This is a genomic window from Pseudomonas sp. Eth.TT006 (genome assembly GCF_054456575.1).
Genome location: NZ_JBTJEN010000002.1, coordinates 557360 through 574260 on the forward strand (window position 1 = coordinate 557360; position 16901 = coordinate 574260).

Sequence of the window (16901 nt, forward strand, 5' to 3'; positions counted from 1 at the left end):
GGCGCAGAATTATTGTTACTGCAACGCGTACGACCTATAGAAAGTAGCAATTTCCGAACCAGAGTCCCGAACAAGTGTTTTAAAAGGTTGGGGGCGGGAGCGGTGAGAGGGATTGGTGCGTGGAGATGTATGGGTGAAGTAGAGTGCACCAAGTTGGTTCGGGGCAGTTGATCCTCGTGGCTGAAAGAGCCTGTAGTGAGGGGATTTATCCCCGATGGATAGCGAAGCTGTCCCTAAGCCATCTTGCGGGTAAATGGCAGGTGAGGTTTTGCGGCTGCTGCGCAGCCGATCGGGGATGAATCCCCTCACCACAGGGGGGCATCCAATGAAGGTGTTGTGTCCCGGAAAACCCGGTCAGGCCAGCAGATCCTGCAGGGTCGCCAGGCTATCGGCCTCATCCACGCTCTTGTCCTGCCGCCAGCGCAGCATGCGCGGGAAGCGCACGGCGATGCCGCTTTTGTGCCGGCGCGACAGGGCGATGCCTTCGAAACCCAGTTCGAACACCAGACTCGGCTTGACGCTGCTGACCGGGCCGAATTTTTCCACGGTGGTCTTGCGCACGATGCTGTCGACCTGGCGCATTTCCTCATCGGTCAGCCCCGAATAGGCCTTGGCGAACGGCACCAGGGTGCGTTGGCTGGACTCGGGCGGACCGTCCCACACCGCGAAGGTGTAATCGCTGTACAGGCTGGCACGCCGGCCATGCCCGCGCTGGGCATAGATCAGCACCGCATCGACGCTGAACGGATCGACCTTCCACTTCCACCACACGCCCATGTCCTTGGTCCGGCCCACGCCATACAAGGCATCGCGGGCCTTGAGCATCATGCCCTCGACCCCCAGTCGCCGGGATGCCTCGCGCTGGCGGGCGAGGTCGAACCAGTCGCTGCCGGTGAGCACTGGCGAGGGCAGTAACACCGGGTTGTTACTGCGGGCAATGACGTCTTCCAGTTGCGCCCGCCGTTCGGCCTGGGGGTGGTTGCGCCAGTCCTCGCCTTGCCATTCCAGCAAGTCGTAGGCGAGCAGCACAACCGGCACCTCTTCGAGGATCTTTTTATCGAGGGTCTTGCGGCCGATGCGTTGTTGCAGCAGGGCGAACGGTTGCACGGCGGGTGGTTCGGTGGATTGCGGATCGAAGGCGTCTTCGGTAGTCGGGTGGGTGCTTTTCCAGACTACGATCTCGCCGTCGATCACCGTGCCGTCAGGCAAACTGTGCACCAACGTGTCGAACTCGGGAAAGCGTTCGGTCACCAGTTCTTCACCGCGCGACCAGACCCACAGTCGCCCGTCGCGCTTGACCACCTGCGCGCGAATGCCGTCCCACTTCCATTCCACCTGCCAGTTACTCGCTGGCCCCAACAGCCCTTCGAACTCTTCGACCGGCTGCGCCAAGGCATGCGCCAGGAAAAACGGGTAGGGCTGGCCGCCACGCTGCGCATGTTCGTCGGCGGATTCCGCCGCGATCAGTTTCAGGTAACTGGCGGCGTTCGGCCGGTTCGACAGGTCGGTGTAGCCCACCAGCCGCTGCGCCACGCGTTTGCTGTCGAGGCCGGCCATCGACGCCAGGGCGCGGGTGACCAGCAGTTTCGACACGCCGACGCGGAAACTGCCGGTGATCAATTTGATGCACAGCATCAGGCTTGGCCGGTCCAGTTGCGCCCATAGTGCAGGCAACTGGCGAGCAAGGTATTCCGGGGTTTCCCCGCGCAGCGGCAGCAGTTTGTCTTCGATCCATTCGGCCAGACCGGCCTCGGAGCTGTGCGGATTTTCCGCCAGCACCAGCGAAATGGTTTCCGCCAGATCGCCGACCGCCTGATAACTCTCCTCGAACAGCCAAGGCTCAAGGCCGGACACCTCGACCGCCAATTCGCGCAGGATGCGCACCGGCACCAGTTGCCGCGGGCGGCCACCGGACAGAAAGTACACCGCCCACGCCGCGTCCTGCGGTGCCGCCTGGGCGAAGTAGTTTTGCATCGCCGCCAGTTTGGCGTTGCTCGAGGTGGTGGCGTCGAGTTCGGCGTACAACTCGGCGAAGGCTTTCATGCGTGCACCTCGGCGATCACGGGTTGGGCGTCGATGTTTTCCTCTTCGTCGTCGCCGTATTCGGTGTTGAACCCCTGGGCATCCAGACCTTGTTCACGCAGATGGCGCACCAGTACGCCGATTGAGCCGTGGGTGACCATCACCCGTTCGGCGCCGGTCTGGTTGATGGCCCAGAGCAGGCCGGGCCAGTCGGCGTGGTCCGACAGCACGAAGCCGCGATCGACGCCACGCCGCCGACGAGTCCCGCGCAAACGCATCCAGCCACTGGCAAACGCGTCGCTGAAGTCGCCGAAGCGGCGCATCCAGGTGCTGCCGCCGGCCGAGGGCGGGGCGATCACCAGTGCCTGACGCATGATCGGGTCGGACTTCTTCACATCGCCGGCGTAGATCGTTGGTGGCAGGTACACCCCGGCCTCGCGGTAGACCCGATTCAGCGGCTCCACCGCGCCATGACTGAGGATCGGCCCGAGGCTGGCGTCGATGCCATGCAGGATGCGCTGGGCCTTGCCGAACGAATAACAGAACAACACGCTGGCCTTGCCGGCGGCGATGTTTGCCTGCCACCACTGGTTGATCTCGCTGAAGATCTGCGCTTGCGGCTGCCAGCGATAGATCGGCAGGCCGAACGTCGATTCGGTGATGAAGGTGTGGCAGCGCACCGGTTCGAATGGCGCGCAGGTGCCATCGGGTTCGACCTTGTAGTCACCGGACGCGACCCAGACCTCGCCGCCGTATTCCAGGCGCACTTGCGCCGAGCCGAGCACATGGCCGGCGGGATGAAAACTCAGGGTGACACCGTGATGGGTCAGACGCTGACCGTAGGCGAGGGTTTGCAGATTGATGTCCTGACCCAGACGTGCGCGCAAGATCCCTTCGCTGGCGCTGCTGGCCAGATAATGCTGGTTGCCGGTACGGGCATGGTCGCCGTGGGCATGGGTGATCACCGAGCGCTCGACCGGGCGCCACGGATCAATATAGAAATCCCCGGCAGGGCAATACAGACCTTCGGGGCGGGCGATAACAAGGTCCATGTCGTTACCAGAATGGAGGGCTTGTTAGCTATGAGGCTGGGGCGAGTCTGGAAGTTCTATCGATTTTTTCAGCACGATACAAAGCCCCTGTAGGAGTGAGCCTGCTCGCGATATCGGTGTGTCAGTGACGGAAAATGTCACTGCTGTACCGCGATCGCGAGCAGGCTCGCTCCTACAGGGGGGCTGTGTTTATTTGCCCGGTGTCAGGGTCAACCGCGTCTTGCCATACACCCGGTCAAAATTCTGCGGCTGCATCGGCAAGCCGATGTACTGGCCCTTGAGCCAGGCATCGATGCCGTTGAGGTAGTTCGGGCTGGCCGGGTTGCCGGACTGGCCGCTGCCGTTCTGCCCCATCAGCGGCTCGCTCTGGCTGAAGTCGACGATGAAACGCATCGACGGCGCGCGGGTGGTGGTGAAGTCCTTGCCCCAGGCGAACGCTGCGGTGTTGAGCGTGGTGTGATCGCCGCCGGCGGCGAGTGGTCCGCGAACGCTCTGGCCATTGGCGTTGGTCCAGGTGTAGCTGTGCAGTTTGCCCCACTGCCAGGCCTTGTGATCGCCACCCAACTGGCTGTCGCCGGCGCTGATCGCCGCGGCCAGACTGCGCGCGAGTATCACCGCTTTGTCTTCTTTCTGCGGCGTGCGCAAGTCATCCCAGAACGGGCTGTCCTCGCGGCCGAGCAGGTGGTCGGCTTGCGCCGCGTAGGACAAGTCGCCATTGGCGATAAAGGCTTTCCACGCCGGGCTCGACTCGGGACCAAGTTCGTCGAGGAAGATCTGCTTCATGCTTTCCTGCAGGAACAGCTCATAGATCGCCGCGTCGGCGGAGCTCGGGCTGAGCTTGCCGTCGAACGCCATCAACCGGGTGAACGCCTCGCGCGCCTTGCTGCGGTCAGCGTCCGGCAAGGCGTCGATTGCCTGTTTCAGCGGCTGCTTCATGCCCGGCGCTTCGAACATTTTCTTCAGCTTGGCAGCGAAGGTGGTGGTCTGGTCGTACTGCATGGCGATCACGCTGCGACCGTCCTGTTTGCCGCTGCCGGCCAGTTCGGCCAGACGCTCGCCACGCTCCGGCGCGGCCCACGAGTTGGACAACTGCATGCCGTAGCCGTGAGGAATGACTCGCTGGTTGGCGGTGCCGAGCCAGCCCTGGCTCGGGTCCTGATCGTATGGATGCAGCATCGGGTCGGCGTAACCGTCCCAGTCGTAGCGACCTTCCCAGCCCGGCGATGGCAGCAAGCCTTCGCCTTCGCGACGATTGGGGAAGCGCCCGGTGACCTGCCAGCCGATATTGCTGGCGTCGGCGAACACCATGTTCAGGGCGATGGCGCGGATCTCACGACTGGCGTCCGAAGCGCGTTCAACGTTCTGCGCGCGGGTCAGATCAAAAAACGCGTCCAGCGATTTGTCGTCAGTGAAACTCGGGGTCTGCAAGGCCAGGCCAAAACCGTTGCCTTGCGCTGCGGCCTGGGCGCTGTTGAGCAGCGCACCGTGGCGGGTTTCGTACACCGCTTCGCGAATCGGCCGCTGGCCTTTGACGAAATAGGTTTCGTTGCGCACGCCCAGTGGCTGCCATTTGCCGTTGACCTCGTAGGTCAGGCTGCTGCCCTGGCGACGGATTTTTTCCAGGAACAGGTCCTGGTTGTCGCCGAGCACGCTGGTGGCGCTCCACGCGACTTTGCCGTTGAAACCGCCAAGGACCATCGGCAAACCGGCAACGGTGACGCCGGCGGCCTGATATTTCGGCGCGCGGATCTGCACGAAAGTCCACAACGACGGCGCGGTCAGTGGGCCGTGGCTGTCGCTGGCGAGAAGGCTCTTGCCGCTGCGGCTGCGTTGCGGGGCGATGGCCCAGTTGTTCGACGTGCTGCTGCCGAGCGGATTCAGCGTCGCCAATTGCTGGCTGGCGTTGCTCAGTTCGCTCAAGCCGGGGATCTGCCCGTTGAGCTTGAGGCCTTGCAGCTTGTCGGCCTCGGCCAGCGGCAGGTTTTCATCGGGAGCGGACGGTGTCAGCCAGGCGAGTTTGTCGCTGTTCACGGTTTGCGCCAGCACCAGCGAAGAAATCTCTTCCGGCAGGTTGGCCGACTGGCTGAAATTCAGCAGCGCGAAGATCAGCGCCGAATCTTCTGGTTTCCAGTATTCCGGCTTGTAGCCACTGGCGGCGAGGTCGCCCGGCAGTTTGTCGGCGTAGCGGAACAGGTAGGCGTTGACGCCCCGCGCATAGACTTCAAAGAAACGCTTGAGGCGTGGCGACGAGGCCTTGTACAGCTCGTCGGCGCTTTTCTTCAGGTTGACCGCACGCATGTAGCGGTCGGCGTCGAGCATCGACGCACCGGACATTTCCGCCAGACGCCCCTGAGCCAGCAGGCGCAGGGTGACCATCTGGTTGATGCGGTCGCTGGCGTGGACGTAGCCGAGGGTGAACAGCGCGTCGTGGAAGCTGTTGCTTTCGATCAACGGCATGCCCATGGCATTGCGCCGCACCGAAACGTTCTGCGCCAGGCCCTTGAGCGCTTGCACGCCGGAGGTCGGCGGGAGGGTGTCCTGAGCGTTCCAGGTCTGGCACCCGGACAGGCTCAAGACACCGGTCACTGCTGCGGCAACGCCGAACCGGGGAAAAAAATGTGTAAGGGCTGGCGAGGCCATGGCAAAGCTCCTGCGGGGGTAGAGGCTGGGGGCGCAATAAAGGCGCTACGTTAGTGAGCGGGAGGTGGCCGCGCAAGCGGGGGGCACACTTATTTGTGAGGTGTGACAGAACCTGTGGTGAGGGGATTTATCCCCGATGGGCAGCGAAGCGGCCCTGATTCCTGCAATCGAGACAGGGCTGACCCACCGAGATGGCAGGTTTGGGGCCGCTTCGCTGCCCATCGGGGATAAATCCCCTCGCCACAAAGCGCTTTAATCAGGCGTGTTTGATGGCTTGCTTAATAAGTGCTGGTGATGCTGAACTGCGAAAAAACCACTGCCCCCGCTCGAGAACAATCGCCATGGAGCTCCAGGCCAACGCCGCACTGATCATCATCGACCAGCAACAAGGGATTCTCGAACCGCGCCTGGGTCGGCGGAATAACCCGCAGGCTGAGGAGCGCATGCTCGATTTACTCAGAGCATGGCGTCGCAGTGGGCGGCCGGTGATTCATGTGCAGCACCTTTCGCGTGAACCGGATTCGGTGTTCTGGCCCGAACAGTCAGGGGTGGAGTTTCAGCAACGGTTTTTGCCGCAGGCCGGCGAATGGCTGATCAAGAAACAGGTGCCGGATGCGTTTTGCGCCACCGGTCTCGAAGCACGCTTGGGTGAAGCGGGGATCAGGCAATTGATCATTGTCGGCGTGGCAACCAACAATTCGGTGGAGTCCACCGCGCGCACGGCGGGCAATCTGGGGTTCGAGGCGTGGGTGGCGGAGGATGCGTGCTTCACCTTTGACAAGGCTGAATATTTCGGCACGCCGCGTACGGCTGAGGAAGTGCACGGGATGTCGCTGGGGAATTTGCACGGGGAGTATGCGACGGTGGTCAGCGCGAAGCAGATTCTGGCGGCGATCTGAGCATTTTGGGATGAATGTGCCGCCGCCATCGCGAGCAGGCTCACTCCTACAATTTAAGCGCATTTCAACGTGGAGAACGCGGTCAACTGTAGGAGCGAGCCTGCTCGCGATGGCGGTCTGTCAGGCGAAGAAGAACTTCGCCCGACGCATCAGGCGCCGTGGCACTTCTTGAATTTCTTGCCGTTGCCGCATGGGCAAGGGTCGTTGCGGCCGACGTCTTTCAGGGCGTTGCGCACCGGTTCCTGGTGGGCGTGGCCGCAGTTCGGGCCGTGGACATGACCATGGTCGTGATCGTGATGATGGTCATGATCGTGGTTGCAGTCAGGGCCATGGACATGAGGTTGCTGAGTCATCGGTTGTGCTCCGGAATTAAATCGGCGGGGATTATCACGCCATTGCGCTCCAGGTGCACGTAGTGAGCGATGAATAAACCGGTTTCCATCTCGCCTTGCAGTCGATAGGGCACCTGCTGCTGCGGACTTTTCAGCATTTTCACCACGTCTTTCACACGCGGCCAAAGATTGGTGCGGATCGGTATCCGGTAGAACGCGCTGCTTTTCGGGCCCACGGTGATCCAGTGCTCATGCTCGCCCTCGGCCAGCAGCAAGTCCGCCAGCTGCACGCGGTACTCCATGCCGCGCACGGTCAGGTCGCTGTCGTTGGGGTTGTCGATGCGAAAGTGCAGGATGAATTTCTGCTCGAGCAGCTTGGCTCGCACCACCTCGACTTTCACCAGGTGCACGGCCGGCTCGACGCTGTCATCGCTGAACCATGAGGCGCAACCGCCGAGGTTCAGGATCAGCATCAGGGTGAAGAGCTGGAAAGTGCGCCAACGACCGAGCATGGTTGAACTCCTTTTGCAGCCAGTCTAGACGCTAAAAAGATCGCAGCCTGCGGCAGCTCCTACAGGGGATCGGTGTAGGGGCTGCCGCAGGCTGCGATCTTTTGATCTTACCCGCCGAAATACCCGGCACAGCACTTCTTGAACTTCTGCCCGCTCGTACAAGGGCACGCATCATTGCGCCCGAGCTTCAACTGCACGGTCGGATCAATGAAGTACCAGCGCCCGCTGTTCTGCACAAACGACGAACGCTCGCGGTGACTGTGTTCGCCCTGGCTGTCGTGCCAGCGTGCGGTGAAGGTGACGAAGGCGTGCTCGGGCTGGCCGCCGAACACTTCCGAACTTTCCACGGCAAGGCCGAGCCAGGTGCTCTGCGCGCTCCAGGCGCTGATCGATTGGCGATCCAGCCCCGCCTGCTGCGCGGGCAGGGTGGTGGCCACCAGATAATCGATCAGTCCCAGCACGTAGGCGCTGTAGCGCGAACGCATCAGTGCTTCGGCGCAGGGGGCCGGATGGCCGGCGTGATAATGGCCGCAGCAGGCTTCCAGCAGGTTGCCGCTGCCGCACGGGCAAATGGCTGTACTCATTGCATTACCACCAGTATTTCCCGAAGTTTTCCGGATTGGCCCAGAACCGCGAGTTGAGCCAGTCGGGGACTTGTTTGTAATCAAGCAGATCGTAGGTGAACAGGGTCAGCACCTGCTCGTCGCGCTGGAAGCGCTCGCTGGCCTGCAGCGCCAGCGAGTAGAAATCGGTGGCCTCCCAACCGCTGGCCGCCAGGTCCGCCAGCACCGCGATGCGGCTGGCGTTGAGGTTGCGGATCCCGCCCAGCAGGTTCAGACCGTCGCGCTTGGGCAGATGCTCCAGGCAATCGACCACCAGCGCCAGGTCAAAGCGCCGCGCCGCCAGTTCGGCGGGCAGCGCACCGGGCGCGGCGTGGGCGACGCAGCAGTCCGGGTGCGCCTGCTTGAAGGCGGCGAGCGCCGGAAATTCGCTGGCGCCGATCAGCAGCAGACGCGCCGGGGCATAGCGATCCAGTAAAGCAGCCAGCGCCTGTTGCGGCGTGCGCGAAGAAATGGCGACGTTCATCGAAGCTCCTCAATCAGATCGCCAAGACTAGCGCGCCAGACGGATCCGGCCTAGACCCCGATTTGCCGCGTGCAGCAAAAGTGCCGAAGCACTGTGAACATGCTCTCAAATGCCGATGGCCTATCGCTGGCGGAGATTAAAACTCCGGTCTTTACTCCGTGAATCGGTTCTAAGCCGATCCCTCAGGAGAAAACCAGATGAGCATAGTTCGGACAGCATTACCTTTGATTCTGCTAACCAGTGTGTTGACTGGTTGCGCAGGTTTGCAGAAAACCGACTGGCCGACCTGTGCGGCGGTCGGTGGTGTCGTCGGTGCCGGTCTCGGCGCGACGGAAAGTTCGGCGTGGGCCGGTTATGGCGCACTGCTGGTCGGTGGTACCGCAGCGGCCTATTGCTGGGTGCACGGTGATGGCGACGAAGATGGCGACGGTGTGCCGGACAGTCGCGACAAGTGCCCGCACACGCCTAAAGGCGTGCAGGTCGACGCCAACGGTTGCCCTCCACCCGCCCCGGCGCCGGTGGTAGAAGAGGCGGTGGTGGTCAAGGAAGAAACCATCGTGATCCGCGATGTGCACTTCCAGTTCGACAAGGCCACCCTGACCGGCTCCGACAAACAGGTGCTGGATAAAGTTGCCACGCGCCTGAAACAAGAGTCGTCCACGGCGCAACTGACTGTGACCGGCCACACCGACAGCGTCGGCAGCGATGCCTACAACAAGAAACTGTCGGATCGTCGTGCGCACTCGGTGGTGGAATACCTGATCCAGCAAGGTGTGCCGCATGCCAGCTTCGTCTCGGTATCGGGCATGGGTGAAAGCCAGCCAGTGGCAGATAACAAAACCGCTGACGGTCGCGCACAGAACCGTCGTACCGAAATCAAAATCGTCCGCTAGCCCCTCTCGCATCCGCGGCTTGTGCAGTCGCGGATGCGGGTCTTTACTCCTGTGTAACCGGTATGGGCCGGTGACACAGGAGCTTTCACAATGACTGTTTTCTCAAGGTCCGTCTTGCCGGTGCTGCTGCTGGGCAGCTTGCTCACCGGCTGCGCCACGCACAGCGATGGCACTGCACCCCTCAATCAACGTACGTGGCCAATCTGCAGCCTGATCGGCGGGCTGGTCGGCGGCGGTCTTGGCGCCATTGAAAGTGGTGGCTGGGCCGGCGGCGGCGCGGCGCTGGGGATTCTGACTGGCGGGCTGATCTGCTATGCCCAGGACGGCGATGAGGACGGCGATGGCGTGTTCGACCGCCGCGACCGTTGCCCGGACACCCCGGCCAATACCCCGGTCGATCATCGCGGTTGCCCGTTGCCGCAATATCCGGCCAGCGTCAAAGCCCCCGAACCGGCGCCACAATCGGAAGTCATCACCCTCAGCGATGCCGGCAATGTGTTGTTCGATTTCGACAAGTCGGACTTGACCCCTGCCGCCAAGGCCCAGCTCGATACGCTGATGGACAAATTGCGCAACGCCGATGTGGTCAGCATCAAGGTCATCGGTCATACCGACAGCAAAGGTTCCGATGCCTATAACCAGGCATTGTCCGAGCGCCGCGCCAGCAGCGTCGCCGCCTATCTGCTGAGCCAGGGCCTGGAACCGGGCAAACTGACCAGCGAAGGGCGCGGCGAGAGCGAGCCGGTAGCCGACAACGCGACGGATGAAGGACGGGCGAAAAACCGTCGGGTGGAGTTGCATATCAATCGCTAGGACTTGTCTGTAGTCCGCAGGCTAGAGCTGCCGGGCGACGATCATCGTCGAACCGGCAGCCATCCGACGACTGACAAAAGTTTTTTCTTTTGCCCCTCTGGCTTATCCCCCGCTTAAGCCGTTACTGTGCGCCCAAAGAATAATTCCGAGACGGGGGAGCGTATGAAGGTTTTCTGGGGGCTGGGGCGTTTGCTGACCCTGCTGTTCTGGTGCGTGGTGGTGGTCAATCTGCTGCTGCCGTTTGTGCATCCGTTGCATGCTCTGGTCAATCTGGCCGGCGCTCTGTTGCTGGCGCTGCACGTGCTGGAGATGTTGTTCTGCCGCCTCAAGGGACGTCCCAATCCGTGGCGTGACCGTCTGCGAATCCTGCTGTTCGGCGTTTTCCACCTGCAAACCATCCCGGCCCCGGCCGCTCCGGAGGCTACTTCCCATGCGTAAACTTTGCCTGCTCGCTGCATTCATCAGTCCCCTGGCCTGTGCCCAAGTGGTCAGCGTCGAACCCAACTCGCTGATGCGTCTGCCCAACACCGCCAGCACCTTGCAACTGGAACGGCTGGAAGTGGCCGACTATGGCACCTTGTTGATTCCGGCCAATGTCACCGAGCTGAGCGTCGGCGAATTGCGTCTGGGCCATGAAGCGCGCATTGCGATTGTTCCGAGCGAACAGGCGCTGGACATGAAAGTCAGCCGTGCCGAACTGTCCGAAGGCAGCCTGATCACCGCTCGCGGCGCGCCGGGCACCTATGAAAAAGCCGCCCGTGCCGGGCGCAATCTGAATTTGCAGTTCAAGGCGTTGAACGCGCCAAAACTGTTTGTGGATGCTCGCGGCGGTACCGGTGCGCCGGGTTTCGTCGGCCTCGATGGCGGTAACGGTGAAGACCCGGGCTGCACCTATGGTTCGGCCGGACACGGTTTTGACGGCAGTAACGGCAGCGACGGCCAACCCGGTGCGCCCGGCGCGCTGGTGCGCCTGGAAGTGCCGCGCGAGTTTCCGGCCGAGCTGATCAAGGTCAACGTCGCCGGCGGTGCCGGTGGCCCGGCGGGGGTTGGCGGCAAGGCTGGCAAGGGCGGCAAATCCAAAGGATGCCTGGTGTATCGCGCCGATGGCGGCAAGAACGGCAAGGCCGGGGCTGATGGTCAGCCTGGGCCAGTGGGGGCGGCGGGGGCGGTGACCATCCAGCGTCTGTAAAACACGACACTTCTCAATTGTGGTGAGGGGATTTATCCCCGATGGACTGCGCAGCGGTCCCGTTTTTTATTCAAAAGTGGGGCTGCTCCGCAGCCCATCGGGGATAAATCCCCTCACCACAACAGCGTTTACAGCATTAGAAATGGTTTGGGTCAGAACATCGGCCTCGCCGCCGCAATCGCCACCAACACCAGCCCGACAATCAGATTAATCCCCACCACCCGACGAATCCGCCCCAGCACCGCCGCACCCGTCGGCCAGTCCTTGGCTTCAACAGCCTTGCGCAATTCCGGCAGCATCAAGCCCTGAATGCGGATAAACAGCGCGGTCATCACCACGTAGAGCCCCATCATCACCTGCACATACTTCGGCGCGGTCTCGAAACCGATCTGCTGCAAATGCAGCATGCCCACGCCGCTGATCGGCAACAGGATCACCGCGACCCAGACCCAGCGAAAAAAACCTTGAAACACTTCCACCCACAGGGTCAGGCGGGCAGGGCCGTCGAGGGCCTTTACCGCCGCGGGGCGCAGGACCATCCAGGCGAAAAACATGCCGCCGACCCAGACCAGGGCAGACAGCACATGCAGTGGATAAACGAGGCTAAAAGGTGTCATTGGGTCACTCCGTTCTGCGCGGGATTGATTAGCGGGGTATGATAGCCGCCATCCGAAACCACTGAAAATTTATCCAGCGTTTTTGCGCCCCGACACTTAATGATCAGCACTGAACTCAAAACCACGATCCAGGGCGCCTATTCGCGTTTTCTTGAAGCCAAGAGCCTCAAACCGCGCTACGGCCAGCGTCTGATGATCGCCGAAGTCGCCAAAGTCCTTGGGGATATCGACACCGACGACGAAGGCCGGCGCAGTGGCGACCCCGCGATTGTCGCGGTGGAAGCCGGCACCGGTACCGGCAAGACCGTGGCCTACAGCCTGGCGGCGATTCCGACGGCGAAGCTGGCCGGCAAACGTCTGGTCATCGCCACCGCGACCGTCGCCCTGCAAGAGCAGATCGTCTACAAGGACTTGCCCGACCTGATGCGCAACAGCGGGCTGAACTTCAGTTTCGCCCTGGCCAAGGGCCGTGGCCGCTACATGTGCCTGTCCAAGCTCGACATGCTGCTGCAGGAAGGCCACGCGCAAACCGCCACCGCACAGCTGTTCGAAGAAGAAGGCTTCAAGATCGAGGTCGATGAGGCCAGTCAGAAGCTGTTCACCAGCATGATCGAGAAGCTCGCCGGCAATAAATGGGACGGCGACCGCGACAGCTGGCCCAATGCGCTGGAAGACGCCGACTGGGCGCGCCTGACCACCGATCACAGTCAATGCACCAACCGGCATTGCCCGAACTTCGGCCAATGCGCGTTCTATAAGGCGCGCGAAGGCATGGGCAAGGTTGACGTGATCGTCACCAACCACGACATGGTGCTGGCTGACCTGGCCTTGGGCGGCGGCGCCGTTTTGCCCGATCCGCGCGACACCATTTACGTGTTCGACGAAGGCCATCACCTGCCGGACAAGGCCATCGGCCATTTCGCCCATTACACGCGCCTGCGTTCCACCGCCGACTGGCTGGAAACCACCGCCAAGAACCTCACCAAACTGCTGGCCCAGCATCCGTTGCCGGGGGATCTCGGCAAGCTGATCGAGCAGGTGCCGGAGCTGGCGCGGGAGATCAAGACCCAGCAGCAGTTCATGTTCACCGCGTGTGAGCAGATCGCCGATTTCAAACCCGGTGAAGACGTCGAAGGGCGCGAACGGCCGCGGCATCGTTTTGTCGGCGGGGTGATTCCCGAGCACATGCGCGAAATGGGCATCGAGCTGAAAAAGGGCTATTCGCGGCTCAACGATTTGTTCACCCGGCTGACCGACCTGCTCAAGGAAGGCATGGACGGCGAGGTCAACATCGGCATTGCCAGCAATCAGGCCGAAGAGTGGTACCCGCTGTTCGGCAGCCTGTTGTCGCGTGCTTCGGGCAACTGGGAACTGTGGACCGCGTTTACCGCCGAAGACCCGGAAGACAGCCCGCCGATGGCCCGCTGGCTGACGCTGGCGGAAAGCGGTTCTCTGTTCGACATCGAGGTCAACGCCAGCCCGATTCTCGCCGCCGAAACCTTGCGCCGCAGCCTGTGGAACGTGGCCTATGGCTGTCTGGTGACGTCGGCGACGCTGACCGCGCTGGGCACCTTCGACCGCTTCCGAATGCGCGCCGGCCTGCCGAAAAAAGCCGTCACCGCCGTGGTGCCGAGCCCGTTCCATCACGCCGACGCCGGCGTGCTGCGGGTCCCGGACCTGAACGCCGACCCGCGCGATGCAGCCGCTCACACCGCCGCGATCATTCGTGAACTGCCGGATCTGGTCGAAGGTTCGCGCGGTACGTTGGTGTTGTTCTCTTCGCGCAAACAGATGCAGGACGTGTTCGACGGTCTTGACCGCGACTGGCGCAAGCAAGTGTTCATTCAAGGCAACCTGTCGAAACAGGAAACCCTGAACAAGCACAAGGCGCGCGTTGATGGCGGCGATTCCAGCGTGTTGTTCGGTCTCGCCAGCTTCGCCGAGGGCGTGGATTTGCCGGGGGCGTACTGCGAACACGTGGTGATCGCCAAGATCCCGTTCTCGGTGCCGGACGATCCGGTTGAGGCCGCGCTGTCGGAATGGATCGAAGCCCGTGGCGGCAATCCGTTCATGGAAATCTCGGTGCCCGACGCCTCGCTGAAACTGGTCCAGGCCTGCGGCCGTCTGCTGCGCACCGAAGAAGACCGCGGCACCATCACCTTGCTCGATCGGCGGCTGGTCACCCAGCGCTACGGCAAGGCGATCCTCAATGCGTTGCCGCCTTTCCGTCGTGAAATATCCTGAGACAACGGTGGGCAGTTTTGCCCGCCGCGTTGTCTATCTCTCTGCCATGCTTTTCCATTGGCCCTTTGGTCGTTAGGGAGAACTCCGTTCTTATGATTCGCCGCTCGTTGCCTGCCGTGTTTGCCTTGATCTTCGCCGCCCCGTTGCTGGCGGCGCCTGCCGGGCAGCAGACCCTGTTCAATTTCGTTCGCCCGGCCGACGTGGTGAAAGTCGTCACCGACAACACTGACCTGCCGCAAGCCAACGCCGAGCAAACCCCGGAAGGCGAAGTGCTGCGCCGGGTGACCTTCAACCCGGTGGCCCGCCCGACCCTGCGCCTGACCCCGCAGACCGGTGCCTGGGACTGGTCGCAGTCGGACATGATGAGCCTGCGTCTGCAAAGCGCGATGAACTGGGCCGTCACGGTTTACGTGCAAATCCAGAGCAATAACGGCCAGACCCTGACCAGCCGCGTCGACCTGCCGGCCGGTCCTGCGCAAACCCTTTTGGTGCCGCTGGTGGCCACCTCGCCATTGAGCCAGGGCATGAAGGCCGGACCGCCGATGCCAATGACCGTCGACGGCCAGCGCATTCTGCTGGCCAGCAGCAGCGGTGAACTGGATCGCAGCCAGGTGGTGTCGGTGAGTCTGTGGATGGATCAGCCGAAAGCGGCGCAGAGCCTGCTGCTCGAACGTTTCGGCGTACAGGACGGCGAAGCGGTGACCCGCGCGGTGTACGGCAATCTCGTCGACGCTTACGGTCAATCGACCCGCAGCAAATGGCCGGAAAAAGTCAGCAGCGATGAACAACTGAAAACCGCTGCCGCCAAGGAACAGCAACAGCTGAAAACCTGGCTGGCCGAGCGCGAAAAGTCTTCGCTGGACAAGTTCGGCGGCTGGAGCGAAGGCCCGACGTTCAAGGCCAGCGGCTTTTTCCGCACGGAAAAACGTGACGGTCGCTGGTACCTGGTGACCCCTGAGGGGCATCCGTTCTATTCGCTGGGGGTCAATACCGTCAGCCCGCAGGTCAATCAGACTTACGTGGCCGGACGCGAGTGGATGTTCGAATCGCTGCCCAAGCCTGACGAACCGCTCGCCAGTCATTTCGGCGAGGGCGACAACCGCGGCGGCAACGGCGCCGATCAGGGCCGTGGCTATAACGCCGGGCGCTGGTACGATTTCTACGCGGCCAACCTGCAACGCCTGTACGGCGAACCTTGCGCAGTGCCGGCCAAAGCCCAGGCGCCGGCCGAACCGACAGCGGCCGCGCCGTGCAAAGCCACGCTCGACGAGCAGAAGTGGACCACACATACCCTCGATCGCTTGCAGGCCTGGGGTTTCAACACCGTTGGCAACTGGAGCGCCGATTCGCTGGCCGACGCCGAGCGGGTGCCGTACACCTTGCCGCTGTCGATTGTCGGTGATTACACCAGCATCAGCACCGGCAGCGACTGGTGGGGCGGCATGCCTGACCCGTTCGACCCGCGTTTCGCCATGGCCACCGAGCGCGCCGTGGCCATTGCTGCCCGCGATCATCGCGACGATCCATGGCTGATCGGCTACTACGCCGACAATGAACTGGCCTGGGCCGGTCCTGGCGACGATCCGCAATCGCGCTACGCCCTGGCCTACGGCACCTTGAAAATGACCACCGACGTGCCGGCCAAACGCGCGTTTCTCAAGCAACTGCGCGACAAGTATCGCAACCAGGCGGGCCTGTCGAAGGCATGGGGCATTGATCTGCCGGCGTGGGAGTTGATGGAAGACCCGGGGTTCGTGCCGCCGATGCCGAATCCGGAACACCCGGAAATCGAAAACGATTTCAAATATTTCCAGAAGGTGTTCGCCGATACCTACTTCAAGACCATCTCCGATTCGCTGAAATGGCACGCGCCGAACCAGTTGCTGCTCGGCGGCCGTTTCGCCACCAGCACCCCGGAAGCCGTGGCGTCCTGCGCGCAGTATTGCGACGTGCTGAGTTTCAATATGTACACGCTGAAACCACAGGACGGCTATGACTTCGCCGCCTTGCGCGCGCTCGACAAACCGGTGCTGATCACCGAATTCAATTTCGGCTCGGCGGACCGTGGGCCGTTCTGGGGCGGTGTCACGCAACTGGCCAAGGAAGAAGACCGCGGCCCGGCGTACGCCAACTTCCTCAAGCAGGCGTTGAGCGAACCGTCGATTGTCGGTGTGCACTGGTTCCAGTATCTGGATCAGCCGGTGACCGGGCGCCTGCTCGATGGCGAAAACGGCCACTTTGGTCTGGTCGGGGTTACCGATCTGCCGTATCAGGGCTTTGTCGAGACGGTGCGCAAGAGCAACCTGCAGGCGCTTGATCAGTTGGGCAAAGAGGCGGAAAAAGCCGCAGCGGCCGCCGGTCATGAAGCCGAAGGCGGGCGCAAGGCGGAGGCCGGTAAAGGCCCCGGCGCCGGACATGCGGGTGGGCATTCGGGGAATGGTCACTAAGTTTTAGTCCGCGTTATCGTTCTTCGCGAGCAAGCCCGCTCCCACATTGGATTGAGGAACACCACCAATCCAATGTGGGAGCGGGCTTGCTCGCGAAGGGGCCAGTAGCCTCACTGCAGCATTCAACCGTCCGGCCCGCAGCTGTTCCCAAATCC

Annotated in this window: 15 protein-coding genes; 7 read left to right on the plus strand and 8 right to left on the minus strand. The window is 62.3% G+C overall.

What is annotated here, in order from left to right:
• Nucleotides 1-354: 354 nt before the first annotated feature.
• The 3 genes from ACXR0M_RS05765 to ACXR0M_RS05775 all read right to left on the minus strand — a co-directional run bounded on the left by ACXR0M_RS05765 (nucleotide 355) and on the right by ACXR0M_RS05775 (nucleotide 5714).
• A complete protein-coding gene (locus ACXR0M_RS05765; protein ID WP_458830727.1) occupies nucleotides 355-2043 on the minus strand; it encodes an ATP-dependent DNA ligase in 1689 nt (562 codons plus the stop codon).
• Nucleotides 2040-3074, minus strand: coding sequence for a ligase-associated DNA damage response exonuclease (locus ACXR0M_RS05770; RefSeq protein WP_458830729.1), 1035 nt, complete (start codon nucleotides 3072-3074; stop codon nucleotides 2040-2042). Before ACXR0M_RS05770 ends, ACXR0M_RS05765 begins: the two co-directional genes overlap by 4 nt.
• A 189-nt stretch (nucleotides 3075-3263) precedes the next feature.
• Complete coding sequence (locus ACXR0M_RS05775; protein WP_458830731.1) at nucleotides 3264-5714, minus strand: penicillin acylase family protein; 2451 nt, start codon at nucleotides 5712-5714, stop codon at nucleotides 3264-3266.
• A 341-nt stretch (nucleotides 5715-6055) separates the two neighbouring features.
• On the opposite strand from ACXR0M_RS05775, the gene ACXR0M_RS05780 reads away from it, so the two are divergent.
• Complete coding sequence (locus ACXR0M_RS05780) at nucleotides 6056-6613, plus strand: cysteine hydrolase family protein (RefSeq protein WP_458830733.1); 558 nt, start codon at nucleotides 6056-6058, stop codon at nucleotides 6611-6613.
• 149 nt (nucleotides 6614-6762) lie between these two features.
• Here ACXR0M_RS05780 and ACXR0M_RS05785 read toward each other — a convergent pair whose 3' ends face one another.
• From ACXR0M_RS05785 to ACXR0M_RS05800, 4 genes are all read right to left on the minus strand, one after another.
• Nucleotides 6763-6966: an SEC-C metal-binding domain-containing protein gene (locus ACXR0M_RS05785; protein WP_003198420.1), complete on the minus strand. Its 204-nt coding sequence runs from the start codon at nucleotides 6964-6966 to the stop codon at nucleotides 6763-6765.
• Nucleotides 6963-7457: an LEA/WHy family protein gene (locus tag ACXR0M_RS05790; protein ID WP_458830736.1), complete on the minus strand. Its 495-nt coding sequence runs from the start codon at nucleotides 7455-7457 to the stop codon at nucleotides 6963-6965. The genes ACXR0M_RS05785 and ACXR0M_RS05790 overlap by 4 nt, the downstream gene beginning before the upstream one ends.
• A 107-nt stretch (nucleotides 7458-7564) precedes the next feature.
• The gene (locus tag ACXR0M_RS05795) at nucleotides 7565-8041 is read right to left on the minus strand and encodes a YchJ family protein (protein ID WP_458830738.1); all 477 of its coding nucleotides are present in this window, start codon (nucleotides 8039-8041) and stop codon (nucleotides 7565-7567) included.
• Nucleotides 8042-8045: 4 nt separating this feature from the next.
• Complete coding sequence (locus ACXR0M_RS05800; RefSeq protein WP_458830740.1) at nucleotides 8046-8543, minus strand: DUF6231 family protein; 498 nt, start codon at nucleotides 8541-8543, stop codon at nucleotides 8046-8048.
• A 197-nt stretch (nucleotides 8544-8740) separates the two neighbouring features.
• Here ACXR0M_RS05800 and ACXR0M_RS05805 point away from each other — a divergent pair, with 197 nt between their 5' ends.
• The 4 genes from ACXR0M_RS05805 (at nucleotide 8741) to ACXR0M_RS05820 (ending at nucleotide 11438) form a co-directional block, all read left to right on the plus strand.
• Nucleotides 8741-9436, plus strand: a complete 696-nt coding sequence (locus ACXR0M_RS05805; protein WP_458830742.1) for an OmpA family protein — start codon at nucleotides 8741-8743, stop codon at nucleotides 9434-9436.
• A gap of 90 nt (nucleotides 9437-9526) precedes the next feature.
• A complete protein-coding gene (locus ACXR0M_RS05810) occupies nucleotides 9527-10249 on the plus strand; it encodes an OmpA family protein (protein WP_458830744.1) in 723 nt (240 codons plus the stop codon).
• A gap of 162 nt (nucleotides 10250-10411) precedes the next feature.
• On the plus strand, nucleotides 10412-10687 hold the full coding sequence (locus ACXR0M_RS05815; RefSeq protein ID WP_458830746.1) for a DUF1145 domain-containing protein: 276 nt from the start codon (nucleotides 10412-10414) through the stop codon (nucleotides 10685-10687).
• Complete coding sequence (locus ACXR0M_RS05820) at nucleotides 10680-11438, plus strand: collagen-like protein (RefSeq protein ID WP_458830747.1); 759 nt, start codon at nucleotides 10680-10682, stop codon at nucleotides 11436-11438. The genes ACXR0M_RS05815 and ACXR0M_RS05820 overlap by 8 nt, the downstream gene beginning before the upstream one ends.
• 152 nt (nucleotides 11439-11590) lie before the next feature.
• On the opposite strand, the gene ACXR0M_RS05825 is transcribed toward ACXR0M_RS05820, so the two are convergent.
• A complete protein-coding gene (locus ACXR0M_RS05825) occupies nucleotides 11591-12055 on the minus strand; it encodes a CopD family protein (RefSeq protein WP_458830749.1) in 465 nt (154 codons plus the stop codon).
• Between the two features lie 99 nt (nucleotides 12056-12154).
• On the opposite strand from ACXR0M_RS05825, the gene dinG reads away from it, so the two are divergent.
• Together dinG and ACXR0M_RS05835 are read left to right on the plus strand one after the other, a co-directional pair.
• The gene (gene dinG / locus ACXR0M_RS05830; protein ID WP_458830751.1) at nucleotides 12155-14299 is read left to right on the plus strand and encodes an ATP-dependent DNA helicase DinG; all 2145 of its coding nucleotides are present in this window, start codon (nucleotides 12155-12157) and stop codon (nucleotides 14297-14299) included.
• A gap of 92 nt (nucleotides 14300-14391) precedes the next feature.
• Entirely contained in the window at nucleotides 14392-16746 is a 2355-nt protein-coding gene (locus ACXR0M_RS05835) for a beta-galactosidase (protein ID WP_458830753.1), read from the plus strand.
• Nucleotides 16747-16901 lie beyond the last annotated feature (155 nt).

Excerpts from the sequence above, each read along its gene's own strand:
- ACXR0M_RS05800 (WP_458830740.1), bottom strand. The coding sequence starts at position 8,543 with ATGAACGTCGCCATTTCTTCGCGCACGCCGCAACAGGCGCTGGCTGCT.
- ACXR0M_RS05775 (WP_458830731.1), bottom strand. The coding sequence starts at position 5,714 with ATGGCCTCGCCAGCCCTTACACATTTTTTTCCCCGGTTCGGCGTTGCC.
- dinG (WP_458830751.1), top strand. The coding sequence starts at position 12,155 with ATGATCAGCACTGAACTCAAAACCACGATCCAGGGCGCCTATTCGCGT.
- ACXR0M_RS05825 (WP_458830749.1), bottom strand. The coding sequence starts at position 12,055 with ATGACACCTTTTAGCCTCGTTTATCCACTGCATGTGCTGTCTGCCCTG.
- ACXR0M_RS05780 (WP_458830733.1), top strand. The coding sequence starts at position 6,056 with ATGGAGCTCCAGGCCAACGCCGCACTGATCATCATCGACCAGCAACAA.
- ACXR0M_RS05770 (WP_458830729.1), bottom strand. The coding sequence starts at position 3,074 with ATGGACCTTGTTATCGCCCGCCCCGAAGGTCTGTATTGCCCTGCCGGG.
- ACXR0M_RS05810 (WP_458830744.1), top strand. The coding sequence starts at position 9,527 with ATGACTGTTTTCTCAAGGTCCGTCTTGCCGGTGCTGCTGCTGGGCAGC.
- ACXR0M_RS05820 (WP_458830747.1), top strand. The coding sequence starts at position 10,680 with ATGCGTAAACTTTGCCTGCTCGCTGCATTCATCAGTCCCCTGGCCTGT.
- ACXR0M_RS05790 (WP_458830736.1), bottom strand. The coding sequence starts at position 7,457 with ATGCTCGGTCGTTGGCGCACTTTCCAGCTCTTCACCCTGATGCTGATC.
- ACXR0M_RS05835 (WP_458830753.1), top strand. The coding sequence starts at position 14,392 with ATGATTCGCCGCTCGTTGCCTGCCGTGTTTGCCTTGATCTTCGCCGCC.
- ACXR0M_RS05815 (WP_458830746.1), top strand. The coding sequence starts at position 10,412 with ATGAAGGTTTTCTGGGGGCTGGGGCGTTTGCTGACCCTGCTGTTCTGG.
- ACXR0M_RS05785 (WP_003198420.1), bottom strand. The coding sequence starts at position 6,966 with ATGACTCAGCAACCTCATGTCCATGGCCCTGACTGCAACCACGATCAT.
- ACXR0M_RS05795 (WP_458830738.1), bottom strand. The coding sequence starts at position 8,041 with ATGAGTACAGCCATTTGCCCGTGCGGCAGCGGCAACCTGCTGGAAGCC.
- ACXR0M_RS05805 (WP_458830742.1), top strand. The coding sequence starts at position 8,741 with ATGAGCATAGTTCGGACAGCATTACCTTTGATTCTGCTAACCAGTGTG.
- ACXR0M_RS05765 (WP_458830727.1), bottom strand. The coding sequence starts at position 2,043 with ATGAAAGCCTTCGCCGAGTTGTACGCCGAACTCGACGCCACCACCTCG.